The organism is Nicoliella spurrieriana (genome assembly GCF_023380205.1).
Lineage (GTDB): Bacteria > Bacillota > Bacilli > Lactobacillales > Lactobacillaceae > Nicoliella > Nicoliella spurrieriana.
This window is the reverse complement of record NZ_CP093361.1, coordinates 1,550,225-1,575,096: the sequence shown is the minus strand read 5'-3', so window position 1 is coordinate 1,575,096 and position 24,872 is coordinate 1,550,225. Positions and strand designations below refer to the sequence as shown.

30 protein-coding genes are annotated in these 24,872 nt (G+C 41.4%); 28 read left to right on the top strand and 2 right to left on the bottom strand.

All coding sequences use genetic code 11. The features are described from left to right. The first annotated feature begins 10 nt into the window (after positions 1 to 10). From ruvA to trxA, 13 genes are all read left to right on the top strand, one after another. Positions 11 to 628, top strand: a complete 618-nt coding sequence (gene ruvA / locus MOO44_RS08000; protein ID WP_260116598.1) for a Holliday junction branch migration protein RuvA — start codon at positions 11 to 13, stop codon at positions 626 to 628. A gap of 21 nt (positions 629 to 649) precedes the next feature. Continuing rightward, on the top strand, positions 650 to 1,657 hold the full coding sequence (ruvB, locus tag MOO44_RS07995) for a Holliday junction branch migration DNA helicase RuvB (protein WP_260116597.1): 1,008 nt from the start codon (positions 650 to 652) through the stop codon (positions 1,655 to 1,657). A 51-nt stretch (positions 1,658 to 1,708) separates the two neighbouring features. Then, on the top strand, positions 1,709 to 2,086 hold the full coding sequence (gene yajC / locus MOO44_RS07990) for a preprotein translocase subunit YajC (RefSeq protein WP_260116596.1): 378 nt from the start codon (positions 1,709 to 1,711) through the stop codon (positions 2,084 to 2,086). Between the two features lie 84 nt (positions 2,087 to 2,170). Then, positions 2,171 to 3,127, top strand: a complete 957-nt coding sequence (locus tag MOO44_RS07985; RefSeq protein WP_260116595.1) for a DHH family phosphoesterase — start codon at positions 2,171 to 2,173, stop codon at positions 3,125 to 3,127. After that, positions 3,127 to 4,488 carry a DEAD/DEAH box helicase gene (locus tag MOO44_RS07980; RefSeq protein WP_260116594.1) on the top strand — a complete coding sequence of 454 codons (1,362 nt, stop codon included), beginning with the start codon at positions 3,127 to 3,129 and terminating at the stop codon, positions 4,486 to 4,488. Before MOO44_RS07985 ends, MOO44_RS07980 begins: the two co-directional genes overlap by 1 nt. Before the next feature lie 288 nt (positions 4,489 to 4,776). Next, a complete protein-coding gene (alaS, locus tag MOO44_RS07975) occupies positions 4,777 to 7,422 on the top strand; it encodes an alanine--tRNA ligase (protein ID WP_260116593.1) in 2,646 nt (881 codons plus the stop codon). Positions 7,423 to 7,602: 180 nt separating this feature from the next. After that, complete coding sequence (locus MOO44_RS07970; protein WP_260116592.1) at positions 7,603 to 7,890, top strand: IreB family regulatory phosphoprotein; 288 nt, start codon at positions 7,603 to 7,605, stop codon at positions 7,888 to 7,890. Further along, complete coding sequence (ruvX, locus tag MOO44_RS07965; RefSeq protein ID WP_260116591.1) at positions 7,887 to 8,321, top strand: Holliday junction resolvase RuvX; 435 nt, start codon at positions 7,887 to 7,889, stop codon at positions 8,319 to 8,321. Before MOO44_RS07970 ends, ruvX begins: the two co-directional genes overlap by 4 nt. An 18-nt stretch (positions 8,322 to 8,339) precedes the next feature. After that, entirely contained in the window at positions 8,340 to 8,645 is a 306-nt protein-coding gene (locus MOO44_RS07960) for a DUF1292 domain-containing protein (RefSeq protein WP_260116590.1), read from the top strand. A gap of 100 nt (positions 8,646 to 8,745) precedes the next feature. Beyond that, positions 8,746 to 9,006, top strand: coding sequence for a cell division protein ZapA (locus MOO44_RS07955; RefSeq protein ID WP_260116589.1), 261 nt, complete (start codon positions 8,746 to 8,748; stop codon positions 9,004 to 9,006). Between the two features lie 2 nt (positions 9,007 to 9,008). Then, entirely contained in the window at positions 9,009 to 9,494 is a 486-nt protein-coding gene (locus MOO44_RS07950; protein ID WP_260116588.1) for a CvpA family protein, read from the top strand. 12 nt (positions 9,495 to 9,506) lie between these two features. Next, the gene (locus tag MOO44_RS07945) at positions 9,507 to 11,870 is read left to right on the top strand and encodes an endonuclease MutS2 (RefSeq protein ID WP_260116587.1); all 2,364 of its coding nucleotides are present in this window, start codon (positions 9,507 to 9,509) and stop codon (positions 11,868 to 11,870) included. Positions 11,871 to 11,946: 76 nt separating this feature from the next. Continuing rightward, complete coding sequence (trxA, locus tag MOO44_RS07940) at positions 11,947 to 12,261, top strand: thioredoxin (protein ID WP_260116586.1); 315 nt, start codon at positions 11,947 to 11,949, stop codon at positions 12,259 to 12,261. A gap of 42 nt (positions 12,262 to 12,303) precedes the next feature. Here trxA and MOO44_RS07935 read toward each other — a convergent pair whose 3' ends face one another. Continuing rightward, on the bottom strand, positions 12,304 to 12,879 hold the full coding sequence (locus MOO44_RS07935; RefSeq protein ID WP_260116585.1) for a YslB family protein: 576 nt from the start codon (positions 12,877 to 12,879) through the stop codon (positions 12,304 to 12,306). Positions 12,880 to 13,030: 151 nt separating this feature from the next. Between MOO44_RS07935 and murI the strand changes: the two genes are divergently transcribed. Further along, positions 13,031 to 13,840 carry a glutamate racemase gene (gene murI / locus MOO44_RS07930; RefSeq protein WP_260116584.1) on the top strand — a complete coding sequence of 270 codons (810 nt, stop codon included), beginning with the start codon at positions 13,031 to 13,033 and terminating at the stop codon, positions 13,838 to 13,840. 5 nt (positions 13,841 to 13,845) lie between these two features. Next, positions 13,846 to 14,442, top strand: coding sequence for an XTP/dITP diphosphatase (locus tag MOO44_RS07925; RefSeq protein ID WP_260116583.1), 597 nt, complete (start codon positions 13,846 to 13,848; stop codon positions 14,440 to 14,442). 41 nt (positions 14,443 to 14,483) lie between these two features. Here the strand turns inward: MOO44_RS07925 and MOO44_RS07920 are convergent, their stop codons facing one another. Further along, positions 14,484 to 15,371 (bottom strand): mechanosensitive ion channel family protein, encoded by an 888-nt coding sequence (locus tag MOO44_RS07920; protein ID WP_260116582.1) that lies wholly within the window; start codon positions 15,369 to 15,371, stop codon positions 14,484 to 14,486. A gap of 141 nt (positions 15,372 to 15,512) precedes the next feature. Here MOO44_RS07920 and MOO44_RS07915 point away from each other — a divergent pair, with 141 nt between their 5' ends. The 13 genes from MOO44_RS07915 (at position 15,513) to MOO44_RS07855 (ending at position 24,815) form a co-directional block, all read left to right on the top strand. Then, complete coding sequence (locus MOO44_RS07915) at positions 15,513 to 15,908, top strand: DUF948 domain-containing protein (protein ID WP_260116581.1); 396 nt, start codon at positions 15,513 to 15,515, stop codon at positions 15,906 to 15,908. A 21-nt stretch (positions 15,909 to 15,929) separates the two neighbouring features. Continuing rightward, positions 15,930 to 16,400 (top strand): hypothetical protein, encoded by a 471-nt coding sequence (locus MOO44_RS07910; RefSeq protein ID WP_260116580.1) that lies wholly within the window; start codon positions 15,930 to 15,932, stop codon positions 16,398 to 16,400. Positions 16,401 to 16,553: 153 nt separating this feature from the next. Next, the gene (ccpA, locus tag MOO44_RS07905; protein WP_260116579.1) at positions 16,554 to 17,555 is read left to right on the top strand and encodes a catabolite control protein A; all 1,002 of its coding nucleotides are present in this window, start codon (positions 16,554 to 16,556) and stop codon (positions 17,553 to 17,555) included. A gap of 14 nt (positions 17,556 to 17,569) precedes the next feature. Then, on the top strand, positions 17,570 to 18,127 hold the full coding sequence (locus MOO44_RS07900) for a cysteine hydrolase family protein (protein ID WP_260116578.1): 558 nt from the start codon (positions 17,570 to 17,572) through the stop codon (positions 18,125 to 18,127). A gap of 85 nt (positions 18,128 to 18,212) precedes the next feature. Continuing rightward, a complete protein-coding gene (locus MOO44_RS07895; protein ID WP_260116577.1) occupies positions 18,213 to 18,947 on the top strand; it encodes a YebC/PmpR family DNA-binding transcriptional regulator in 735 nt (244 codons plus the stop codon). Between the two features lie 87 nt (positions 18,948 to 19,034). Then, entirely contained in the window at positions 19,035 to 20,015 is a 981-nt protein-coding gene (comGA, locus tag MOO44_RS07890; protein WP_260116576.1) for a competence type IV pilus ATPase ComGA, read from the top strand. Beyond that, positions 20,008 to 20,997 (top strand): competence type IV pilus assembly protein ComGB, encoded by a 990-nt coding sequence (comGB, locus tag MOO44_RS07885; RefSeq protein WP_260116575.1) that lies wholly within the window; start codon positions 20,008 to 20,010, stop codon positions 20,995 to 20,997. The genes comGA and comGB overlap by 8 nt, the downstream gene beginning before the upstream one ends. Beyond that, entirely contained in the window at positions 20,998 to 21,309 is a 312-nt protein-coding gene (comGC, locus tag MOO44_RS07880) for a competence type IV pilus major pilin ComGC (protein WP_260116574.1), read from the top strand. Continuing rightward, positions 21,296 to 21,730: a hypothetical protein gene (locus MOO44_RS07875; RefSeq protein WP_260116573.1), complete on the top strand. Its 435-nt coding sequence runs from the start codon at positions 21,296 to 21,298 to the stop codon at positions 21,728 to 21,730. Before comGC ends, MOO44_RS07875 begins: the two co-directional genes overlap by 14 nt. A 143-nt stretch (positions 21,731 to 21,873) precedes the next feature. Beyond that, positions 21,874 to 22,311, top strand: a complete 438-nt coding sequence (locus tag MOO44_RS07870) for a ComGF family competence protein (protein WP_260116572.1) — start codon at positions 21,874 to 21,876, stop codon at positions 22,309 to 22,311. Between the two features lie 21 nt (positions 22,312 to 22,332). Beyond that, on the top strand, positions 22,333 to 22,482 hold the full coding sequence (locus MOO44_RS07865; RefSeq protein ID WP_260116571.1) for a hypothetical protein: 150 nt from the start codon (positions 22,333 to 22,335) through the stop codon (positions 22,480 to 22,482). A gap of 51 nt (positions 22,483 to 22,533) precedes the next feature. Continuing rightward, complete coding sequence (locus MOO44_RS07860; protein ID WP_260116570.1) at positions 22,534 to 23,595, top strand: class I SAM-dependent methyltransferase; 1,062 nt, start codon at positions 22,534 to 22,536, stop codon at positions 23,593 to 23,595. Positions 23,596 to 23,618: 23 nt separating this feature from the next. Beyond that, the gene (locus MOO44_RS07855) at positions 23,619 to 24,815 is read left to right on the top strand and encodes an acetate/propionate family kinase (RefSeq protein WP_260116569.1); all 1,197 of its coding nucleotides are present in this window, start codon (positions 23,619 to 23,621) and stop codon (positions 24,813 to 24,815) included. Positions 24,816 to 24,872 lie beyond the last annotated feature (57 nt).

The following is a 24,872-nucleotide window of genomic DNA, read 5'->3' as shown; positions in this document are numbered from 1 at the left end:
GGTTAATTAAATGTATGAATATCTAACGGGGTTCGTTACGGCGGTGACCCCCAGCTACATTGTTTTAGATGTGAATGGAATTGGCTATCTGCTTTATACGGCTGATCCCTACCGGTACCACGTGGATGCGGATAAGCAGCTAAAACTATACGTTCACCAAGTGATCACGGACTCGTTTCAATCGTTATACGCTTTTGCTAGTCGAAATGATAAGGCGTTATTCGAAAAGTTGATCAATGTCTCTGGCATTGGTCCAAAGAGTGCCAACGCCATTATGGCGGGAAATCAAAACCAGGGTCTCCTACGGGCAATTAATGAGGAAAACATCACCTTTTTGACGAAGTTTCCGGGGGTCGGAAAAAAGACCGCAAAGCAGATTGTGTTGGACCTAAAGGGCAAACTGGACGACCTCTTTGAAGCCGACCAGTTGGCTCCTAAATCAAGGGTTGCTGTTAGTGTAAGCACTTCCGATACGAGGGAGCTACAAGATGCGTTAGCAGCCCTCAATGCATTGGGATATTCCAGCCGGGACGTTGCCAGGGTCAAAAAACAACTATTGGCATTGGACGGCGAATTAGACACCAATCAATACTTGAGTGAGGGGCTGAGGTTATTGACCCAGTTTTAAAAATCGAAGGGAGGGAATTGAATGTCAGATAACGATCGAATCGTTTCAGGTGATTCCAAAGACCACGATGAAGAATTAGTGGAGAAATCGTTGCGGCCCCAAACGTTGCGCCAATACATTGGACAAGAACAACTCAAGCATGAGTTGTCAGTGTATATAAAGGCAGCCAAGCAGCGTGAGGAGTCTTTGGACCATGTTTTGCTATATGGGCCACCTGGATTAGGGAAGACCACCTTAGCGATGATCATTGCCCGTGAAATGGGTGTTAACATCAAAACCACCAGTGGCCCGGCGATTGAAAAGCCAGGGGACCTGGTTGCGTTATTGAACGAACTTCGGCCCGGTGACGTTTTATTTATTGATGAAATTCACCGCCTGCCTAAGGTGGTGGAGGAAATGTTATATTCAGCGATGGAAGATTTTTACATCGATATCGTGGTGGGGCAGGGACCGACCGCCCATCCAGTCCACTTCCCGTTGCCTCCATTTACGTTGATCGGAGCAACCACCCGGGCGGGAACCCTAGCACCACCACTGCGTGATCGCTTTGGAATCGTTGAACATATGAACTATTATGAAGTGGCCGATTTACAAGAAATCGTGAAAAGAACTGCGGATATCTTTGGGACCACGATTAACGAGCAGGCGGCCCATGAAATTGCCCGGCGCTCGCGGGGAACCCCTAGAATTGCTAACCGGCTCTTGAAACGTATTCGTGATTTTGCCCAGGTTTCAGGACAAGCCCAAATTGAATTACCAATCGTGGACCATGCGCTAACGCTCCTTAAGGTAGATGATATGGGATTGGATGCAACCGATAAGAAGTTGCTGACGACCATGATTGAAATTTATAATGGCGGCCCAGTTGGTCTAAATACGATTGCTGCTAACATTGGTGAGGAATCTGATACGATTGAGTCAATGTATGAGCCGTATCTATTACAAATTGGTTTTTTAAAGCGGACCGCCCGCGGACGAACGGTCACGAACCGCGCATATCAGCATTTTAAGCTAAAACCGCTAGACTAAGGGGCTAAATTTTGTTAAAGTAGTATGTAAAGTAAGGAGTGTTATTAAAATATGCAATATTCATCATTAATTTTCATCGTGATTATCATTGTGGTAATGTACTTTACCATGATTCGACCACAAAAGAGACGCCAACAAGAACACCAACAAACCATTAACAACATCAAGAAGGGTGACCAAGTGGTTACGATTGGTCGGCTTCACGGGGTCGTTGATTCAATTAATCGGGATACTAAGACCGTAACGCTTGATTGTGACGGGATTTATCTTGAATTTGATTTAAATGCGATTGCTAGTGTTACCGCCGCAACTGCTGCGGATACTAATGAAGCTGCCAGTTCTGCTAGCGCTGATGCTGAACCAGCAAAATCAGCTGAATCAAATGAGACTGCTGCTAAGTCTGATGCAGATAATCAACCAGCAAAGTAATTTAATTAACCTTTAAAAAGCCTGAAGTTACTCAGGCTTTTTTTAATGGTATAATTAAGTTAGCAAATAAAAAAGGATGTCATTATGAATACTCAAGAACAAATCGTGAACGCAATTAAAAAATTTGACACAATTATCATCCATCGCCACCAGCATCCAGATCCAGATGCAATTGGATCACAAATGGGCTTGGCGAACGTAATCAAGGAATCGTTTCCAGAAAAGCACGTTTACTGCGTCGGTAAACAATACACCGGTTTTAACTGGTTAGGGACCGTTGATGAAATCGCTGATGATGTTTATAAAGACGCCCTAGTGATGGTGTTGGATACTGCTAATCAGCCCCGGGTTGATGATGCACGCTACACTAAGGGCAAGCAGATAATTAAAATTGACCACCACCCCAATGATGATCAATTTGGGGATTTAATGTGGGTGGTTCCAGATGCTTCTAGTACCAGTGAATTGATCTATGACCTTTACAGTTCCAGTGATGATCTAAAGATCAATGCTGAGGCCGGGCGGCTATTATATGCCGGCATCATTGGTGATACCGGTCGTTTTAAGTACCCATCGACTTCTGCACACACCTTTGCGGTGGCTGCTGGATTAGCTCAATTGGACTTTTCCACTAGCGACGTTAATCAAATCGAAGATGAAATTGACTTGCCATTAGCGCGGCTTTCGGCATACGTCTACCAAAATATTCAAATTTTAGACAGTGGGGCTGGCTACATTGTTTTAACTAACGAAATTCTGAAACAATTAGATCTGGGCGATGAAAGTACCTCCGCCGTGGTTCCCCTTCCTGGGAAGTTAAAGGAAATTAAGAACTGGGCGATTTTCGTTCAACAAAAGGATGCTAGCTACCGGGTGCGGCTTCGTTCGAAGGGTCCAGTGATTAACGAGATCGCCAAGCAATTTGGTGGTGGTGGCCATCCACTTGCTAGTGGGGCGGTCGCAAAAGACGACGCTGAAATTAAGCAAGTGATTGCAGCAATTAGTGAGGCTGCCAAGAACTATAAAGGAGAAATTGCCTAATGAGTACCACTTTTAAACAGTTCGCCCTAAAGCCATTTATCAATGAGGCATTGGCTGAACTTAATTTTACGACCCCTACACCGGTTCAAGAAAAATTAATTCCGGTAATTGAACGGGGCAAGGATGTGATTGGTCAATCTGCCACCGGGAGTGGGAAGACGCATGCGTTCTTGTTACCAATTTTTGATCAATTAGATTTGGATAGGCAAGTAGTGCAAGCGGTGATCACCACCCCTAGTCGGGAGTTAGCCTACCAAATTTATGAAAACGCTAAGCAACTCGCAGAACACAGCCAACAACCCATTCATATTGCTAATTACGTTGGTGGGACTGATAAGAAGCGGCAAGTTGATAAGCTAGAAAATGAACAACCACAGATTATCATCGGAACTCCGGGGCGGATTTTAGATTTGATTAACACCCAAGCATTGGATTTACACACTGCAAATCGCTTAGTGGTTGATGAAGCCGACATGACCCTTGACCTAGGGTTCTTGGACCAAGTTGATAAGATTGCGGCTAGTTTTGGTGATGAGCTGCAGATGATGGTCTTTTCTGCGACGATTCCTCAAAAGCTGGAGCCGTTCTTAAAGAAGTACATGAATCAGCCGGTGACGGAAGAAATTCCGGTGGCATCGGTAATTAGTCCCACTGTTGATAACCTATTGATTTCAACGAAGGGGCAGGATAAAAATGATTTAATCTACCAACTGCTTACGATTGGGGAACCTTACTTGGTGTTGATCTTTGCAAATACCCGTTCTCGAGTCCAAGAAATTCATGATTACCTGTTAGGACAGGGCTTAAAGGTCGGCATGATTCAAGGTGGAATGAAGCCTAGGGAACGGAAGCGGGTCATGAAGCAGGTGCAAAGACTTGAATTTCAATTCGTAGTTGCAACTGACCTAGCAGCTCGTGGAATCGATATCGATGGGGTATCTGACGTCATTAATGATGATATTCCAGAAGATCTTGATTACTTCATTCACCGGGTCGGCAGAACCGGGCGCAACGGGATGCCTGGAACGGCCATCACCCTTTATCAACCTGGTGAGGAGCAACGGGTGTCAGAATTGGAACAAATGGGAATTCAATTCAAGCCCAAGGCCATTCGTAACCACGAAATTGTGGATTCTTACGACCGGAACCGGCGTAAGACGCACCGGAATCGCGCTAAAAAATTGGATCCGACGATGATCGGGATGGTCAAAAAGAACAAACGCAAGGTCAAGCCGGGCTATAAGCGACGCATCAAAAACGCAATCAAGCGTAATGATGATATGAACCGACGAATCGAACAACGAAACGAAGCGCGCAAGCAACGGAAGCAAAAGAAGCAAAGTTCACAGCGTTATCGTTAATTTTTAGTTGTAAAAGATGGCCGATGAAATCAAAATATTGTATAATGAAATCGGATAAAGTTAATTAACAGTTTGGAACATATGAATATCAAATGGTAAATTAGAAATGGGTTGGTCAATGCAAAGCCCACAAGTTCGTTATTCATGCTATCCATATTAAAGTTACGCGACTCAGCGTTATTGGGAAATAAAGAGGTAAACGAAAACATCGTTGCAAGTAAAGTGGTACCGCGTTCAAAGCGTCTTTACTGGCAACGGTGTTTTTGTGCTTTTTGGAGGGGTTTATTGATGAAAAAATTAAGTAGTAGTGAAATTCGACAAATGTATCTGGATTTCTTTGAGGAACGCGGCCATACGATCATGCCGAGTGCTTCATTAATTCCGGTTGATGATCCGTCATTACTTTGGATTAACTCCGGAGTGGCTACAATGAAGAAGTATTTTGAAGGCCGGGTCGTTCCAAAAAACCGGCGGATGACCAGTTCACAAAAGAGTATTCGTACCAACGATATCGAAAATGTGGGAAAGACTGCGCGTCACCAAACGTTATTTGAAATGCTCGGGAATTTCTCAGTGGGTGATTACTTTAAGAAGGAAGCCATTCACTGGGCCTTTGAACTATTAACTTCAGAAAAGTATTTTGGTTGGGATAAGGATAAGCTCTACATGACGATTTATCCAGAAGACGAGGATGCTAAAAAATTCTGGATCGAAGCCGGAGTGGAACCAGACCATTTAATTGATATGGAAGATAACTTTTGGGATGTTGGTCAAGGCCCTTCAGGTCCTGATTCAGAAATCTTCTACGACCGTGGGGAAGAGTTTAACGACTTAGCACCCGATGATCCTGAAAACTACCCTGGTGGCGAAAACGAACGGTACCTGGAAGTTTGGAACATCGTGTTCTCCCAATTTAACCACAAACCAGATGACACCTACGAACCACTTCCACGGAAGAACATTGATACGGGGATGGGATTAGAACGGGTCGTTTCAATTTTTCAAAATGCGCCCACTAACTTTGAAACCGACTTATTTTTACCAATTATCCACAAGACTCAGGAATTAAGTGCCAACCGTAAGTATGGAAAGGTTGCCGCTGACGATGTTTCATTCAAAATCATTGCTGACCATGCCCGTGCAATTACCTTTGCCATTAATGATGGGGCAATTCCATCTAATGTGGGACGTGGATACGTAATTCGGCGGTTGATTCGGCGGGCCATCGTGGCTGGTCGGGATTTAGGCATTACCGAAAACTTCCTTTACCAATTAGTACCAGTGGTGGGTAAGATTATGCAATCGCACTACCCCGAAGTATTGAAGAATGCTGATTATATCGAAAAAGTGGTTCAATCAGAAGAAAACCGCTTTAATGATACACTATCAGATGGATTAGCCCTCTTGAACGAACTAATGGATGGGGTTAAAAAATCAGCAAATAAGCAAATGAGTGGCGCCGATGCATTCAAGCTTTATGATACCTACGGATTTCCATTTGAATTAACGCAAGAATACCTTGCTGATGCGGGGATGAGCGTTGATGCCGAAGGATTCAAGAATGAAATGCAAAAGCAAAAGGATCGGGCACGTAATGCTCGTGACGATGGCAATGCAATGAGTGTCCAACGGGATTTATTAGTTGATATTAAGACCCCTAGTCAATACGTTGGATATACCCAATTAACTGTTGATAACGCTAAGTTAGAGGACATCGTGTTCGATGAACAGCTAGTTGATTCCGTTAAGGCTGGTAAGGCTGAATTAATTTTTGATAAGACGCCATTCTATGCTGAAATGGGGGGCCAAGTTGCTGACCAGGGGGTAATCGAAGATCAAGATGGTCAGTTAGTAGCCAAAGTCATTGATGTCCAACACGCACCTAATAACCAAAACTTACACACCGTTGAATTAGTGGAACCAATGCAAAAGGGTGCTACTTATAAATTAGTCGTTGATCGCAATTTCCATAATAAGGTCGAAAAGAACCATACTGCGACGCATTTATTGGATCAATCATTAAGAAATGTATTAGGTGGTCACACCCAACAAGCTGGTTCATTAGTTGAACCAAACTACCTCCGGTTTGACTTTAACCACTTTGGTTCCGTTACCGAAGATGACTTGAAAAAAGTCGAAAACATGGTTAATGACCAAATCTTTGCAGAACTACCCGTCACAACGATCGAAACTGATCCAAAGACTGGAAAGGAAATGGGTGCCGTTGCGGTATTTAGTTCTAAGTATGGTAAGAAGGTCAGAGTGGTTAGTGCCGGAGATTTCTCAATTGAATTCTGTGGTGGTGATCACGTTAAGAACACCAGTCAAATTGGGTTATTTAAAATCGTTTCCGAATCTGGAGTAGGTGCTGGGGTTCGAAGAATTGAAGCGGTGACTTCCCGTGAAGCGTTTGAATACCTAAACGATAAGGAAGGACTCCTAAATCGAATTGCAGCCGAACTAAAGGCTAAGCAACTTAAGGACGTTCCAAATAAGGTCGCCCAGCTTCAATCTGAAATTAAGGATCTGAAGCAAAAACAAGAATCATTAGAAGCAAAGGTGGCTTCGCAACAAGCTAACGATGTCTTTTCTAACGTGAAGGATGTTGATGGAGTGAAGGTCATCACTGGAATCATTAAGGATTCTGGAATGGCTCAACTCCGGCAATTAGCTGATACTTGGCGGACTAAGGGCTTATCCGACATCTTAGTGCTAGGAACTAATAGCAAGGATAAGGCTAATTTAATCGCAGCCGTTAGTGATGATAAGGTCAAGGCTGGCTTTAAGGCTGGCGACTTAATTAAAGCCATCTCAGGCACCATTAATGGTGGCGGGGGTGGTCGCCCTAACATGGCTCAAGCTGGTGGAACGAATCCTGCTGGTTTGAACGATGCAATGAGTGCTGCTTATGATTGGGTCAAGACCCAAAAATAGTTGAATAAAAAACACCAATGGTTGAAGAACGCTTCACCATTGGTGTTTTTTTATATTTTTATGATATAATAGAGCAACTAACTAGTGAACGGACTGGATTTTAAACCGGCTTCAATTTGAGATTTATTGATTTTTTTAGTAAAATAACAAGGAACGCAAGGAATATGTGAGGTGTTGCAAATGGCTTCCCTAGATAAGACGATGTATTTCGATTTTAATAAAGCCCCTAAGGACGTACATGATACACTGTTAATTGTGTACCGTGCGTTGGAAGAAAAGGGATATAACCCATATAATCAAATTGTGGGTTACTTGATTTCAGGTGATCCAGCTTACATTCCACGCTTCAACGATGCTCGAAATCTAATCAGACGGCACGAACGTGATGAAATTATTGAAGAATTAGTCCGTTTTTATCTGGATAATAATCAAAATGTCGGGACCGATGGAAACGAGGATCATAAATGAGGTTAATGGGATTAGACGTTGGGACTAAAACCGTCGGGATTGCAGTTAGTGATCCGTTGGGATGGACCGCCCAAGGTGTCGAAATTATACCAATTGATGAGGAACAAAAGGAGTTTGGGTTTGACCGACTGGCACAATTAGTTAAACAATATGCAGTAACTGGTTTTGTGGTCGGGTTACCTAAAAATATGAATAATACTTCGGGCCCACGGGTGGATGCCTGTCGTAAGTACGCCTGGATGGCGAACCAGCGATTTGGGATTCCATTCGATTTTCAAGATGAACGGCTCACGACCGTCGAAGCAGAAAGAATGTTAGTTGAAGAAGCTGATACTTCACGTAAAAAACGCAAACAGGTGATCGATAAAGTGGCTGCAGAATTAATTTTACAGGGCTACTTAGACCGTAAGGGAAAATTGACCCTAAATTAAAAGGAGAATTAGATTATAATGACCGAAACGACTAATGAAGATGGCAAAAAACAAATTACCTTAGTTGATGACCAGGGGAATGAAGAATTATACACGATTTTATTCACTTTTGAATCTGACGATATGGAAAAATCATACATTCTAGTATACCCAGCTGGTAAGGAAGATGACGATGAAGTCGACATCGAGGCCTACGCATTACCAAAGGGTGAAGATCCTACCGATCCACAGGGTGGCCGCTTGATGCCGATCGAATCTGAAAAGGAATGGGACATTGTTGAATCCGTTCTAAATACATTTTTAGATAATGATTCTGATGAATAATGCACCGACTCCCAGCACCCGTTGGGAGTTTTTTTGTGAGGAACTAACTTTACGGTCATTTCTAATTAAATGCTCCGTTTAGGAATGTGGAGGGATTAAAATGAGTGAAACCAAGAAGCGGTTTAAAGCTAAAATTGGGAACCGGACCTATACGTTTGTCGGCAAAAGTTCGATGGAGCATATGCATGCCGTAACTGACTTAATGAACAAGCAATTAAGCCAGTTAAATCAACTATCGGCTAGCGTCAGCTACGAAGATGCAATGGTATTATTAGCATTTAATGCGATTTCTGATCAGTTAAAACTACAGGGCGAATTAGATGAACTAAAAACGGACTCAAAATCAGGAGCCAAAAAATAATCATGTTAACAATTATTATTTTAATTTTACTATTTTGCGGTGTGATGATTGGTTTTCACCGTGGCTTAGTGGCAAGCTTAGTTATTATTGCAGGCTATGTAATTTCGTTTTGGGCTGCATGGCAGTTTTCAGTGTACCCAAGGCACTGGATTTTAACCTTGTTGCAGAGCGCTAGTCCAGCAATTGTTAGTTCAATTGCCTTCTTTGCAACCTTTTTAGTGTGCTATTTATTAGTCATGCGGATTGGTCGGATTCTAAAGACAGCTGTGCAACTACCGATTTTGAAGCAAATTAACGGCCTCTTAGGTGGGGTGGCGGGCTTTATAATGTGCTATGGATTAATTTGGATTAGCCTGAATTTTTTGATATTACAAAATGCCGATTGGTTTGCAACTCAATATGCCCACTCGACCGTTGCTCAAATGATCGTTAACCAAACACCAACAATTACCCACAATGCAATTGATAAGTGGTTACATTCTAATTAGGGGGATGGAATTATGAATTCAAAGGTTCTTAATACCCTTGAGTACAATAAAATAAAAGAAGCAATCTATGGGTACCTATCAACTAGCACTGGCCGACACGAGCTCAGTCAATTAAACCCCAGCAGTGACCCGCAACAAATTGAACGGGCCCTTTTGGAAACTGATGATGGTGCCCATATTTTAAGATTACAAAAATCAATGCCATTAGTGACTTTAAATGACATTCGTCCGTACATGAAGCGCTTAACAATCAACGCTAGTTTAAACGGAACCGAATTGGCTCAGATTATGCAGGTATTAATCACGGTAAACCGGATGGTTAGTTTTTTTGATAATTTACGTGCCAATAAAGTTGAGCTACAAAAACTCTATGATTTAATTACAACCTTTGCGATTATTCCGGAAATTACGCAACGCTTACAGCACTCTTTAAATCCGGATGGCCGATTATTAGATTCAGCTTCCGAGGAGCTCTATGGATTAAGAAAACGGATTACCCGGACTGAGACTACGATTCGTAACCGGATGGGGAAGTATTTACGTGGTAACCAGGCTAAGTTTCTTAGTGAGGCCATCATAACCATTCGTGACGACCGTTACGTTATTCCAGTAAAGGCTGAGGCAAAGGGAAAATTTGGCGGAATCGTTCATGACCAAAGTGCATCTGGACAGACCCTGTACATTGAACCTGCCGCAGTGGTGGAATTAAACAACCAACTTCGTCGTGATCAATTAGCCGCTCGCCATGAGGAAATTAAAATCCTTGCGGAGTTATCAGCAATGGTGGCGCCGTACCAGGATGAAATTATCACCAATGCGAAAATCATTGGCCACCTGGATTTAATCAACGCGAAGGCCCAGTACGCTAAAAAAATTAAAGCAACGTTGCCCAAGCTGTCGCGTGCTAATCACCTGCACTTGAAGAACGCTCGACACCCATTGATTGATCCCCACAAGGTAGTGGGGAATACGATTACCCTGGGTGCTGAATACCGTGCAATCGTGGTGACCGGTCCGAATACGGGTGGGAAAACCATTACGATTAAGACGGTGGGCTTATTACAGCTAATGGCCCAATCAGGGTTGTTCATTCCAGTTAACGAGGGCAGTCAAGTCGGTGTATTTGACGATATTTTCGCTGATATTGGGGATGCACAATCGATTGAAAATAATCTGAGTACCTTTTCATCGCACATGGATAACATCATCAGGATTTTGAAACGAATTACTGCGAATAGCTTGGTACTATTGGATGAAGTGGGTGCTGGGACTGATCCCAAGGAGGGAGCTGCCCTTGCAATCGCGATTTTAGATAAAATTGGATCAGTTGATAGTGAAGTGATTGCTACGACCCACTATCCAGAATTAAAGGCATATGCGTACAATCGCCCCAAGACAATTAATGCCTCAATGGAATTTGACATTGATACGTTAAAACCAACCTACCACCTCTTGGTCGGGGTGCCTGGCCAAAGTAATGGACTTAATATCGCTGAGCGGCTTGGGATGGAAGCTAGCGTGATTCAAGAAGCGCGCTCGTTTTCAGATACCAGTAGTCAAGAAATCAATAATATGATTAAACAACTGGCAGATCAAACCCGTCGGGCAAGGGAGGATGCTGACTATCTACGGAGTCAATTAAATGCGGCTACTAAGTTGCATGCCGAATTGACTGAGAAGTTTAGCCAGTACGAAAAGCAGCGGGAACGACTGACTCAAAATGCAAAGGAACGTGCCAACGAAATTGTTGCCAAGTCCAAACGCCGGGCTGATAAAATCATTGCTGATCTGCATGAAAAGCAAAAACACCTTTCTGAATCGGCAGTAAAGGAAAATGAACTAATGGATGCAAAGGGGCAGTTAAATGCACTGCATAAGGATCTTAATCTATCCAACAACCGGGTCTTGAAGCGTGAAAAAGCTAAGCATGATTTCCACAAGGGTGATGATGTGATGGTGAAATCATACGGACAACCAGGGGTATTAGTTGATAAGGTCGGCAAGCAGAGTTGGGAAGTTCAAATTGGGATTCTGCGGATGAAGATTGAAGAATCCGATTTAGAAAAGCTGAATCAGCCTAAGCAAGCACCCAAGCGGCAGTATAGTGCGGTACGGCGGACTAGTTCTTCTGGGATGTCATCGACCCTTGATTTACGTGGCCATCGTTACGATGAGGCAATGCACGAGGTTGACCGCTACATTGATGCTGCTTTACTAGCTGGGTACCCGTCCGTAACCATTATTCATGGGAAGGGGACCGGAGCCCTACGAAAGGGTGTTACTGACTACTTGAAACGAAATCGACGGGTAAAGAGCTTTGGTTACTCGCCAGCCAATGCTGGTGGTGATGGGGCGACCGTTGTTAAATTTAAATAGTGTACAATGCGTTTTGATTGATTTTAAAATAATGCGTGTTAAACTATTAAAAAGAATTAATTTAGGAGGGATTTATATGGTTACTGAAACTACTGATAAAACATTTGAACAAGATACTTCAAAGGGTGTTACCTTGACTGATTTCTGGGCCACTTGGTGTGGTCCATGCCGGATGCAATCACCAGTTGTTGATCAATTATCAGAAGAGATGGGTGATAAGGTAACGTTCAATAAGATGGATGTTGACCAAAATCAAGCCACTCCCCAAAAGTTTGGGATTATGAGTATTCCAACCTTGCTAGTTAAAAAGGATGGTAAGGTTGTAGATAGTATTGTGGGTTACCACAGTAAGGAACAATTAGCAAAGATATTGGATCAATACGTTAACTAATTAAAACCAAATAAAAAATCACGACTGTGTGGTCGTGATTTTTTATTTGGTTTTTTGATCTTGATGTTGATCAACCGCTTCGTTAGTGGGTTGATTTGGCATTGGTTCTTGTTCAACGGGTTGTTCTTTGCGGTTCGAGATAACGGAAAATGGAGCAACCGTTTCAAATTCATCGGTCGTATTTTTGGGGTCGATATGGACGGTAATGACTACGCTCCCCTTTTTAACGCTTTTTTTATTTAGTTCGGCTTCTGAAATGAGGCCGCGTTGTTGTTCTACTGATTGGGCAAGTAGGCCGGCCTCGAACATAAAGTCCGCGTCCGCATTAACAGCAAGGCGGGCGTTGACGATGGGGCCGTCAATGAGCCATTCGATAGCAGTCTTATTTTCACTTTGGATGGTTAGATGGCCTAGCCCACTTTGCTCAAAGAAGGTAATTAGGTCCGCTGGATTAGTGGTGGCGTATTTTCTAGCCATGGATTTGCCAGCCCAGTAAAGAATACTATGGATATCCTCACCTAGCAGGTCGGAAATTACTCCATCACGGAGGAGTGCTGCTGGCCAATTTTGTTTAATTTCCGGATTAGTAATGAATTTTTGATATAATTCTTGATTCATATCCGTTCTCAACCTCAATTCTTTTTCATTTATAATCACTATTATACACTTACTAAAACAATTTTTGCGACCCCTTTACATTATCTTATACCTTGAAGGTTGGTAGAAAATGTTAGATAATTAAGTTTCATAATATGCGAAAGAGGGACCAATGATGAATTCACAACCGATTGGATTCATGGATTCTGGAGTCGGTGGCCTGACGGTTGCCAAAGCTGTTATCAAGAAGCTGCCGAACGAGTCAATTGTTTACTTCGGTGACGAAGCCAGATTACCATACGGCGAAAAAAGCCAAGCACAAATTCAAACCTATGCAACCCAGGTTGCCCGTTTTCTATTGAAACGAGAGATTAAATTATTAGTGGTGGCGTGCAATACTGCATCTGCCCAGGCACTACCACTGTTAGCTCGTGAGTTGCCAATCCCGGTAATTGGCGTAATCGATCCGGGTAGTAAATTAGCAATCAACACGACGCTTAACCATCGGGTGGGTGTAATTGCAACCAATGGGACCGTTAATAGCCATGCTTACGAACGGGAGTTGAAACGGCTTGATCCAAAGACCACTGTTTTTAGTCTCGGGTGTCCACGGTTTATTCCAATGGTCGAGGATGGTGAATACCATCGGCCTGAAGATCAAAAGATTGTTGATGTCGATGTTAAGCCGATGCTAGCTCATGGCATTGATACGTTGATAATGGGGTGTACCCACTACCCCATTATGCGAAAATTGATTCAAAATGCGGTGGGGCCTCGGATTCGATTGGTGGATCCCGGCATTGCCGTTTGTGAGCAGGTAGTTGACGGCCTAAAACATGCGGATTTAATGGCCCCTAATGATCATCAAGCGACCTATCGGTTCTATACGACCGGTGCGGTGGCTAAATTCGTAACCATTGCTGAGGATTGGTTACAAATGAAAATTGACGCCTGCCATGTCGACCTTTCAGAATTGGAGTGATTTTAATGACTGATTTAATTATTGCGACGAACAACCCTAATAAGGCTCGTGAATTTCGAGAAATGTTGGAACCACACGGATTCAATGTCAAAACACTGGCCGATTTTCCGGAAGTGGGTTCAATTAACGAAAACGGAGCAACATTTGAACAAAATGCGACCATTAAAGCCCGTGCAGTGGTGGATGCAACTGGGCTAGCTGCGCTTGCTGATGATTCAGGATTACAGGTTGCCGCCTTAAATGGGGCTCCCGGAGTCCATTCAGCACGGTATGCTGGCGATCATGATGATTTAGCAAATAACCAAAAACTATTAGCTAATTTAGTGGGGCAAAATGACCGTTCAGCTATTTTTAGGACGTGCCTGGTACTACTAAAGCCCAGTGGGGCTAAACTGGTTGTGAACGGGGATATTCATGGTGAAATTTTAGATGCACCGCGTGGAACCAGCGGCTTTGGTTATGATCCGTTATTTTACGTTCCGAAGTTTAAGTTAACGATGGGTGAAATGACCGATGAACAGAAGAATTCAATTAGCCATCGGGGGCGCGCCACTCGCCAGTTACTTGCTAAAATTGATGAGTGGTGGAATCAGACCAAATAAAAAAGACGAATTTAAATTCGTCTTTTTTATTTGGTCATTAATTAGTTCAACACAACCGGGCTCTTTGGTAATTCGATTCCGGCATCTGAGATGGCATCTAGGTAGAGACCTAAGAATTGGTGTTGAATGTATAGTTGTTGACCGTTCTTAGTTTCAATATTAACTTGAATGGCAAGGTTACCATCAGGAGTATTGAATGCACCCCAAACATCTGGTGCAGCGATAATATCTGGATACTTTTTAACGTTTTCAGCATTAACCTTATTAATAACCCCGATGGTTTTATCAACTGGGGTGTTCCCATTAATACGGATCTGAATGATCGCTCTGGTCTCACTACGGTTTCGGTTCGTGATCGCAGCTAGTTGGCGGTTAGGAATGTAGTTAACGTAACCCGTAAAACTGGTTAATTCAGTCGTCCGCAATGCCACTCCGGTAACGGTTCCTTCAATTTGGGTCCCGGTCGTCATGGTAATGGTAACGTATTCACCAACATCAATTTGCTTTTCAAATAAAATTAAAAAGCCGGTTACAATATCCGTAACCAATCCCTGTGCTCCAATCCCGATGGCAACACTGAAGATACTGGCACTGGCAAGCAGGGTACCGATTGGGACGCCTACTTCTGAAAGGACCGAGTAGATCCAAAAAAATACTAATCCATATTGGAATGAATTATTGGAGACGACATGCAGCGTGTTGATGCGCTTAGCCGAATTATTGGTGTTGTTGCTTTTAGCATATTGCTTGAACGCCTTGTTGATAAAGAATTTACCAACCCGACTAATGATGATAAAAAAGATTGAAATTACAATCACAGAAAAGGCGGCGCTAGTGAAATCATTTAAAATTTTATCCCACTTGAACGTTGCTAAGTACTTTTGAATGAATGAACTATTTTTAGTGATCACAGATTCTGCGATAAGCATTATTAATTCCCCCTCGATATAATAAACGTATTTTAACATAGTTTAACAATAATAATTAGTAATTAACTTTAATTGTCAAACATTATTGAAAATGATATTCTTAACAGTAGGTTTAATAATCAATTGGGGGGAGGAATTTAGATGACTGCAGGGATTATTGCTGCCTTAGCTTTTCTGCTATTAGTAATCTTTATCGGAGTATTCTTATTAAAGCTAGTAACGACTTTAAACGAGGTTAACCAAAGCTTAAAGTCAATTACTGATGATGTTGATGTTCTCGCTAGTCAAACTGAAAAAGTTTTAGCAAGTTCTAACTCAATGCTTAAGGATTTAAATGATAAGGTCAATACGATTGATCCAGTGTTCCAAGCAGCGGCAGACTTGGGAGTTAGTGTGTCAGAATTAAATGATTCTACTAAGAATCTTACTGGCCGGGTCAAGAATGGCGGTAAGATGGGCTTTGGCACTAAGTTAATGAGCTTAGCTGGTGCTTCTATCTTTGGTAACAGCAAGAAGAAAAATAAGAATAAAAAATAATCAATTTTAGAGGTGTTCGTTATGAGTAAAAAAGCAGGATTTGGATTTGGTTTATTCGTTGGATTAACTGGTGCTGCAGCTTATTTTGCATTTAAGCGCCTGGATTCAGCAAAACAAAAGGAAATCATTACTAAGGTTAACAACACAGCTCATGATTTAAAAGACCGTGCGGTTGACTATGCATTCTACGCAAATGATGCCATTTCAGACGCGCGGCAAAAAGTTAACCAAAAAACTGGTGAATTGACTGACAATGCAAAACAAGCAGTTAATTCAGCTGGTGAAAAAATTAACGATCGATTCAAAGAAAATAGTGATGACGATAATGATGAAAGTAATACTACTCAATTCCATACCGCAGCTGATCGCCTTCGTGATGAATTGAATAATACATCTGAGGATGCACAGGATGATATTGTTGTGAATGCCGACGACGTTTTTAAAAATGACAAAAAGGTCGAAACATTCTACCCGAACGGGACTTCAAAATAATAACTGATACTTAGTTTGCGAAGCTTACCACTTAACCGTGGTGGGCTTTTTTATTTACAAATAGTTGGTTGTAAAAATTGATTGAACCTTCGATGTTTGTTATATTAAATAGTAATGTAAGCGCTATTATTTAATGTAAAGGAAGGCCATTTCATGGAAAAACAAACGGTTACCATATATGACGTTGCCAGAGAAGCCCACGTTTCAATGGCAACTGTTTCAAGGGTGGTAAACGGAAATAGCAATGTACGTCAAAACACCCGCAATAAAGTGTTAAGGGTTATTAAGGACTTAAATTATCACCCTAATGCAGTAGCTAGGGGATTGGCCAGTAAAAAAACCACTACGGTGGGGGTCATTATTCCAGATGTTACTAATATATATTTTTCAGAATTGGCTCGTGGAATTAACGATATTGCTGAAATGTATAAATATAATATTATTTTGGCTAGTTCCGATGGAAACACTGAAAAGGAATGTCGGGTGTTCAATTCACTATTAGCTAAGCAGGTTGATGGAATTGTATTCATGGGGCGTGATGTTACGACTAATCTGCGGAAGGCCTTCAATGATGCAAAGGTGCCGGTAGTATTAGCAGGAACGACTAGTAAGGATCCAGTAGAACCTAGCGTTAATATTGATTATCGAGCTGCGACTGATGAGGCAGTTAGTCAGCTGTTGAACAACGGGTGTCAAAAAGTCGGTTTGGTTTGTGGTGCCTTGAAGTATTCAATTAACCGGGAATACAGGCTTGCTGGTTATCGTGATGCCCTTTTAAAAAAGCAAGTGGAATTTGATGAGCATTTATTATTTGAAACCAGTGAAAGTTATCAAGATGGTTATGATTTAGCTCCCCGTTTAATTCAAAACGGGATTCAGGGGGCCTTTGTCAGTGACGATGAATTAGCTGCTGGGATTTTAAACGGGCTTACCGATGCCTCAGTTAACGTCCCGACTGCTTTTCAACTGATTACGGGGAACAATACGAAGTTCACCCGGGTGGTGAGACCAGAATTATCATCAATTGACCAGCCACTCTACGATATTGGAGCCGTAGCAATGCGGCTATTAACTAAGTTGATGGATCATGATGTCGTTGCAAATAAAAACGTCGTGTTGGCCCATCAAATTATTAACCGGAATTCGACTAACTAGTGAGGATGATGAGAATGAAATCAAACGAAGCGTTATTGATTATCGATTACACAAATGATTTTGTTGCTGACCACGGGGCATTGACCTGTGGTAAAGCAGCCCAACAATTAGCTCCTTCAATTACTAACCTAGCTACCCAAATGCTAAGGCAGGGTGCTTTTGTGTACCTACCGACCGATGTCCATCGGCCAAATGATCAATACCATCCAGAAACGAAGCTTTACCCACCGCATAATGTACGGAATTCATGGGGACGCGAGTTGTTTGGGCAGGTCAATTCTTGGTATCAAACTAATCAGGCTAACGAACGGGTCAGATTATTTGATAAGACCCGCTATAGCTCATTTGCCGGGACGGACTTAGATATTCGGTTGCGGGAGCGCCATGTTGACACCCTTCATTTAACGGGGGTGTGCACCGACATTTGTGTTTTGCATACGGCAGTGGATGCATATAACAAGGGTTATCAGTTAGTAATTCACCGTTCCTGTGTTGCGACCCTATCTGATGCTGCACAGCAATGGGCTTTGAATCATTTTCAGAATTGTTTAGGGGCAAAAGTAGTTGATTAGGGCTTGGTACCTTGATTAGCCCCCTAGATATTGATATAATTATATTTGTTTAATTTAGGATTATAAAGAGAGGAGTGCTTAATTTATGTCAGGACATTCAAAATGGCATAACATCCAGGGACGTAAAGGTGCTCAAGATGCTAAGCGTGGAAAGATTTTCCAAAAAATATCACGTAACTTATATCAAGCCGCTAAGGCTGGTGGTGTTGACCCAGACGGTAACCCCCAATTACGACTAGAAATGGATAAGGCGAAGGCTGCTAACATGCCTAAGACTAACGTTCAACGTGCGTTAGATAAGGCTTCTGGTGTTGGTGGAGCTAAGTTCGAAGAAATTAACTATGAAGGTTATGGCCCTGGTGGAACTGCCGTAATGGTTTCTGCTTTGACCGATAATAAAAACCGAACTGCTTCGGCAATTCGGTCAGCATTTACCCACCATGGTGGTTCATTAGGTGCTTCCGGTTCTGTTTCATACCTGTTCGATCGAAAGGGTTACATTGTAATTCTTCGCGACGGGTTAGACGTTGACGAAGATACCATGCTCATGGATGCATTAGATGCTGGTGCTGATGATATGAAGGCTAGTGATGATCGTTTTGAAATCTTCACTGACCCATCAAATATGCAATCAGTTCGGGATGGACTTCAAGGTAAGTATAATTTAGATACTGCTGAAGTTAAAATGATTCCAAATACGGTAACTGAGGTGCCTGAAGGCAAGGTTTCCCAATATGTTGCCTTAATCGATGAACTATCAGAAAATGATGATGTTCAAGATGTCTACGAAGCTGCTAAGCTTCCGGATAATGTTGAATAATTAATTTAATCCACATTTTTAAATTCCCAATCAACGATTCGTTGGTTGGGAATTTTTTTGCGTAATTAAAGATTAAGGAGGGATGATATGGATGTAAAAGCATTAATTAATAGCATTCTTAGTGAGGCGTATCAAAATCGTTCGGCTGATGTTTACATTGTGCCCAGAACCACTAAGTACTTAATTGAACGCCACCACCATAATCAGGTAATCACGATGCAGGCACTTGATTGCATTACCGGGCTAAAGCTCATTAACTACTTGAAATATAACGGAAACATGTTGATTAGTGAACATCGACGCCCCCAAATTGGTGCAATGGAATGGCAGCATCAAAATGCTCGTTGCTATCTCCGTTTTTCTACCGTGGGTGATTTTAAGGGGCGTGAAGCAATGGTGATTCGTTTGATTTATCCATTGAATGAACAAACTACCCAATTTTTCTTTGAGCATCAATTTCGTGATTTAAAGCAGCGAGCTAGTCAACGGGGGTTAATGGTGTTTGCTGGTCCCACCGGTTCCGGAAAAACAACGACCATCTACCATTTGGCACGTCAATATAGTCAAAATCAGATGATAATGACAATTGAGGATCCGGTGGAAGTGTATGAACCGAGCTTCTTACAGCTGCAAGTGAATGCGGATGCTGAGATGAGCTACCAAGAGTTATTGAAGGTCGGGTTAAGAAACCGGCCCGATATTTTCATTATTGGTGAAATTCGGGATGCCAATACCGCTCAAGCAGCGGTCCAAGCAGCTTTAAGTGGGCACTTGGTGTTAACTACGATTCACTCTAAGACCCCCCTGGGGGTAGTGCAACGGCTGATGAACCTGGGGGTTGAACGTGATTATTTAGAACAAGCATTGAATACGGTAGTATATCAGCGCCTATTGAATACTAGTTCCGGACAGCCCAAGGCACTGTTAAATACGGTGACTAGTGAAGCCATCTTTGAAAAATTAATTGATGGGCACCAATCCATTCAGGCATGGCGAAATGACTTACAGACTTTAATTACCAAGGGACAGTTAAGTACAACGGAAGGAAAGCGGGTGTGGTATGGGTAAGGGGTTATCAATTAAAAAGCAGCTACGCTTTTTAGAATCATTTAATTCATTACTACAAAATGGGTTTTCAATTGGGGAGTCAATGAAGTTAATTACAGAACTTTACGAATCAGATCCATTTACCGATCAGATGCTTACCCAGTTGAACAATGGCGAAACGTTTGCGACTGGCATGCGTAATTATTTTCCAGATGACATCGTTAACCAGATTCAAATTGCCGAACGCCACGGTCAACTGGTTGATACGATGCATGAAGTCCAGTTATTCATTGCCGAACGGAACAAACAACAAAATAAGTTAAAGGCGTTATTAATGTACCCATTTTTTTTAATCGGGTTACTATTAATTATCATTTTAGGGATTAAGTTTTTTGTGACCCCCCAGCTAACGATGATAAGTGAGCGTGCCGTCCCCAGTGGTGGTCATCATTTTTGGTGGTGGTTCTTATTATCAGGACTTTTGTTAATCGTTGGGCTTTTATCACTTTGGATATTTCAAAAAACGCCCATTCAACGGGTGGAAATATTTGCTAAATTACCAATTATTGGTGTGCTGATCAAAGCATACTATGCCTACTTTTTTGCTAGTAATGTTTCATTACTATTGGCAAGTGGGATGGAGGCTAAATCAATTGCTAAGTTAATGCAGCAATTTAGTGCTCGCTCTATTTTTTATGAAATTGGGTCGGAACTAGAAGCAACACTGCAAGCTGGGGGCCGGATTAGTAAGATTATTGAACGGCATTCATTTTTACCGAATGAGGCAGGATTGTTTTTTGATCGTGGTGATCAGGTCCAGGTAGTGGCTAAAAAGCTAAGCGTTTATGCTAAGTTGTCCTTTGCCAAGTTGTGGAATCAATCCCAACGCTTGATTGCAATTATCCAGCCGATTATTTTTATAGTGATTGGTTCAGCCATCGTGGTGACCTATTTGAACATGTTATTACCGATGTATGATACTTTAAGTGAGGTTTATAAGTAGATGAAAATAAAATTTAAACGCCAAAGAGAGGCGTTCACGTTGATTGAAATGACCATTGTATTATTTATTATTTCCCTGTTAATTTTAATTGTGATTCCCAATCTTGCTAACCAACGGAATAATGCAAAGTCAATTCATGGAACCGCAATGGAATCCGTGGTCCAGACCCAAATTGATAGTTACTTGAATGAAAATAATGATGATAAGGTCACGTATGGGGTCCTGATTAATAAGGGCTACTTAAGTGAAAAACAAGCCCGACAGGCCCAAAAGGATGGCATTAAGATTATTGATAACAATGCTAAGAAGTAGGGATGCCTTTACCGTCTTAGAATCGTTAATCGTATTGGGAGTTACCGTCATGATTTTAGGAATTGGGTTGTTTGCTGCTAAGGGCTTTGATACCGGTAAAATTCAGGAGCGTATTTTTTGGCAGTCGTTTCAAAAGCACTGGCAGTTCTCCGAGCGCTATGCGGTGGAAACCCACTCTGCTGTGTCCGTGACCTTTTTTCACAATCACGTTATGTTCATTTATGGCAATGGTGATAGTCCGCCATATCGAATTCGGTATCCAAAGGGCCTTGTCGGCGTAAAGGGAAAGGATGAAATTATAATTAAGGATAATGGCCACGTCAGTCCTAAAACGATCTGGTGGCAATCAAAAAATAACCAACGAACCGTTAAACAAACGTTTCAATTGGGATGGGGAGTGTATCGAGTAAAATATGAGTAGTAGAAATGGATTTACATTAATTGACTCATTATTAGCCTTAGCAATTATTAGTACTGCAGCCACTTTTTATTTGACAGTTTTTCAAACCGTCAATACAAGACTAATTAATAGTCGAATTCAGATGGAGCAAAGTCGAAATCAATATGAAAAAAGCATTCTTGAAATCCGTTAGGAATCGAAATGGATTTACGATCGTCGAAAGTATCATTTCGCTAATGGTTGTTGCAATGGTCATTTTATTATGTGGGATTTTATTTAGTTACGTAGTTACTAGGCGCCAGCATGATAATCATTTAACGGCATTTCATCTATATTTAAGAATGATTGAATCGAAGGAATATCGGTTTAAATACGTTGAGCATCGAAGTGATCGATTAGTGCTTAAAACTGCTGATAAACAATACATTATTTCACTTGCTAACGATAGCATTAGGATGACGACTACGCATGGGGGTTACGTTCCGTTGATTGATGGGGTCGATTATGTTGAATGGCACTACCATCGCGACGTTTTAATGACGCGGGTAATCATGCAAAATGGGGATGTTTTCAAAGCTAAATCACTATTAAAAACGGGGTAATCATTAATGAGAAGGGCTTCAATGACGTTAATTGCAACTATGGTATTATTATTATTAACTACGCTCCTACTATTTCAAATTACGGCAATGAATGCCGAAATTAGGACCAATCATTCCATTATTCGTGATTATCAAGAACGTGGTGCGACGCTCAAAAATCAGCAAAAATAATTTAATGGTGGTCAATCTTGAATTTATCAATAATTTTCTGGTAATATTATTATGAATGATTGTTTAATCATTAACTTAAGGAGGGTGAGAATACTGGTCAGAAAAGATACTGAGACTCTTTTTAAGGTATTGGATCAATCCACTGAATTATTGCAAAAAGCATTAAATTGTTCTTATCTAGATGCATTTATTGAAAATGGGAATAATCTGTTAGATAATGATAATGTTCATGTGGAAAATGGACAGCCGAGGGATGAGGTAGTTAAGCAACTTAAAACCCTTTATTCACAGGTTGATTATTCAGACATGGCATCTAAGGATGTTCGAAAGGCCATCCAGATGGTATTGATTAAGGCCATCACTCAGGATAAGATTCAATCTAACCACCAGTTGACTCCCGACACGATTGCATTCATTATTGGCTATTTGCTTACCCGGATTTTTAAATCCCAGCCTGAAATTGAAATTTTGGACTTAGCGGTCGGTAGCGGGAATCTATTGATGGCCATAATGCATCAGTTATCATCCGAATTACACGCAACTGTGCATGGAATCGGAATTGATAACGATGATTCAATGCTTTCCATTGCGGGAATTAGCGCTGAAATGCAAAAATTACCAGTAGAATTAATCCATCAAGATTCCATCAATAACATTTTGGTCAATAACGTAGACTTAGTAGTTTCAGATTTACCGGTTGGCTTTTACCCAATTGATGAAAACGCTAAAAACTATGTGACCCATTCTGAAACGGGGCACTCATATGCCCACCACCTCTTAATTGAGCAGGGAATGAACCATGTTAAGCCCGGTGGATTTGGGGTGTTCTTGGTTCCTAGTAATTTATTTCAAACTAAAGAGTCAAAATCACTATTAAAGTGGATGCAAGATGATGCATACCTCCAAGGAATGCTAAATTTGCCAAAGGAATTATTCGCAAATGCTGCGACCCAAAAGGCAATTATGATCTTACAACGTCATGGAAATGGTGCAAAGCAAGTTAATAAAATCATGATTGGTGAATTTCCTTCCTTCAAGGATCAAGCTGCATTTCAAAAATTTATTGCAGAAATTGTTGATTGGGAGCAAAAGGATTTATTAGCTAATTCATAATAATATTTTTAAGGAGAATAATTATGGGAAAATCAATTGCAATTAATGCTGGTAGTTCAACTCTAAAGTACAAGTTATTCGAAATGCCATCAGAAAAACTTATTTCTAGCGGGGACATCGCAAGAATCGGGATGCCAGATTCCACCGTATCAATTAAGTACGGTGATGGTAAGAAATATAAGGATACTTTAGATGTTAAAGACCATGAAGAAGCAATTAAATTGGTATTGGACAAGCTACTTAGTTTGGACATTATTAGCGACTACAATGAAATTACTGGGGTTGGCCATCGGGTAGTTGCTGGTGGTGAAGAATTTAAGGATTCAGTAGTAATCACTGATGAAGTTCTCCAAAAATTAGAAGACCTATCAGAACTAGCACCACTTCACGAACCTGCTAATATCCTAGGAATTAAGGCATTTAAGAAGATTTTACCAAACGTTATTAGTGTGGCGGTATTTGATACTTCATTCCACACTTCCATTCCTGAAAAGAACTATGTTTATGGAATTCCTTATGAATACTATGAAAAATATGGTGCTCGTAAGTATGGGGCCCATGGAACTAGTTACCGGTACGTTTCTGGACGGGCTGCTGCCATGCTTGGTAAGCCAGTCGAAGACCTTAAGTTAGTTATCATGCATATTGGAGCCGGTGCTTCAATGTGTGCGGTTAAGGGCGGTAAGTCATTTGATACTTCAATGGGCTTCACTCCATTGACCGGGGTAATGATGGCAACACGTTCTGGGGATGTTGATCCTTCCGTTCTTTCATACGTGATGGAAAAAGAAGGCATTGATAAACTAAGTGACATGATTAAGATTTTAAATAACCAATCTGGTTTACTAGGGGTATCAGGGGTTTCAGCTGATATGCGTGAAATCGAAGGCGTTCAAGCTAAGAACCACCGGGCTTACCTTTCTAGAGAAATGTATAAAAACCGGATTATTCGCTACATTGGCCAATACATTGCTGAAATGAATGGTGTTGACGCAATTGTATTCACTGCTGGTGTTGGTGAAAATGATATTATGATTAGACAAGAAGTAACTGATGAATTAGGCTACTTCGGAATTGCAGTTGATCCTAAGAAGAATGATATTCGTGGTGAAGAACGTGATATTAGTACCGATGATGCTAAGGTTAAGACCTTGTTAATTCCTACTAATGAAGAATTAATGATTGTTCGAGATGTTGAACGATTAAAGGATCACCAATAATCATCATTATTAAATAATCAGCTAAAATGGGCCTCTTAAATTGAGTGTCCATTTTTA

Coding starts and splice junctions, on each gene's coding strand:
- ruvA (WP_260116598.1), top strand. CDS start 11: ATGTATGAATATCTAACGGGGTTCGTTACGGCGGTGACCCCCAGCTAC.
- ruvB (WP_260116597.1), top strand. CDS start 650: ATGTCAGATAACGATCGAATCGTTTCAGGTGATTCCAAAGACCACGAT.
- yajC (WP_260116596.1), top strand. CDS start 1,709: ATGCAATATTCATCATTAATTTTCATCGTGATTATCATTGTGGTAATG.
- MOO44_RS07985 (WP_260116595.1), top strand. CDS start 2,171: ATGAATACTCAAGAACAAATCGTGAACGCAATTAAAAAATTTGACACA.
- MOO44_RS07980 (WP_260116594.1), top strand. CDS start 3,127: ATGAGTACCACTTTTAAACAGTTCGCCCTAAAGCCATTTATCAATGAG.
- alaS (WP_260116593.1), top strand. CDS start 4,777: ATGAAAAAATTAAGTAGTAGTGAAATTCGACAAATGTATCTGGATTTC.
- MOO44_RS07970 (WP_260116592.1), top strand. CDS start 7,603: ATGGCTTCCCTAGATAAGACGATGTATTTCGATTTTAATAAAGCCCCT.
- ruvX (WP_260116591.1), top strand. CDS start 7,887: ATGAGGTTAATGGGATTAGACGTTGGGACTAAAACCGTCGGGATTGCA.
- MOO44_RS07960 (WP_260116590.1), top strand. CDS start 8,340: ATGACCGAAACGACTAATGAAGATGGCAAAAAACAAATTACCTTAGTT.
- MOO44_RS07955 (WP_260116589.1), top strand. CDS start 8,746: ATGAGTGAAACCAAGAAGCGGTTTAAAGCTAAAATTGGGAACCGGACC.
- MOO44_RS07950 (WP_260116588.1), top strand. CDS start 9,009: ATGTTAACAATTATTATTTTAATTTTACTATTTTGCGGTGTGATGATT.
- MOO44_RS07945 (WP_260116587.1), top strand. CDS start 9,507: ATGAATTCAAAGGTTCTTAATACCCTTGAGTACAATAAAATAAAAGAA.
- trxA (WP_260116586.1), top strand. CDS start 11,947: ATGGTTACTGAAACTACTGATAAAACATTTGAACAAGATACTTCAAAG.
- MOO44_RS07935 (WP_260116585.1), bottom strand. CDS start 12,879: ATGAATCAAGAATTATATCAAAAATTCATTACTAATCCGGAAATTAAA.
- murI (WP_260116584.1), top strand. CDS start 13,031: ATGATGAATTCACAACCGATTGGATTCATGGATTCTGGAGTCGGTGGC.
- MOO44_RS07925 (WP_260116583.1), top strand. CDS start 13,846: ATGACTGATTTAATTATTGCGACGAACAACCCTAATAAGGCTCGTGAA.
- MOO44_RS07920 (WP_260116582.1), bottom strand. CDS start 15,371: ATGCTTATCGCAGAATCTGTGATCACTAAAAATAGTTCATTCATTCAA.
- MOO44_RS07915 (WP_260116581.1), top strand. CDS start 15,513: ATGACTGCAGGGATTATTGCTGCCTTAGCTTTTCTGCTATTAGTAATC.
- MOO44_RS07910 (WP_260116580.1), top strand. CDS start 15,930: ATGAGTAAAAAAGCAGGATTTGGATTTGGTTTATTCGTTGGATTAACT.
- ccpA (WP_260116579.1), top strand. CDS start 16,554: ATGGAAAAACAAACGGTTACCATATATGACGTTGCCAGAGAAGCCCAC.
- MOO44_RS07900 (WP_260116578.1), top strand. CDS start 17,570: ATGAAATCAAACGAAGCGTTATTGATTATCGATTACACAAATGATTTT.
- MOO44_RS07895 (WP_260116577.1), top strand. CDS start 18,213: ATGTCAGGACATTCAAAATGGCATAACATCCAGGGACGTAAAGGTGCT.
- comGA (WP_260116576.1), top strand. CDS start 19,035: ATGGATGTAAAAGCATTAATTAATAGCATTCTTAGTGAGGCGTATCAA.
- comGB (WP_260116575.1), top strand. CDS start 20,008: ATGGGTAAGGGGTTATCAATTAAAAAGCAGCTACGCTTTTTAGAATCA.
- comGC (WP_260116574.1), top strand. CDS start 20,998: ATGAAAATAAAATTTAAACGCCAAAGAGAGGCGTTCACGTTGATTGAA.
- MOO44_RS07875 (WP_260116573.1), top strand. CDS start 21,296: ATGCTAAGAAGTAGGGATGCCTTTACCGTCTTAGAATCGTTAATCGTA.
- MOO44_RS07870 (WP_260116572.1), top strand. CDS start 21,874: ATGAAAAAAGCATTCTTGAAATCCGTTAGGAATCGAAATGGATTTACG.
- MOO44_RS07865 (WP_260116571.1), top strand. CDS start 22,333: ATGACGTTAATTGCAACTATGGTATTATTATTATTAACTACGCTCCTA.
- MOO44_RS07860 (WP_260116570.1), top strand. CDS start 22,534: ATGAATGATTGTTTAATCATTAACTTAAGGAGGGTGAGAATACTGGTC.
- MOO44_RS07855 (WP_260116569.1), top strand. CDS start 23,619: ATGGGAAAATCAATTGCAATTAATGCTGGTAGTTCAACTCTAAAGTAC.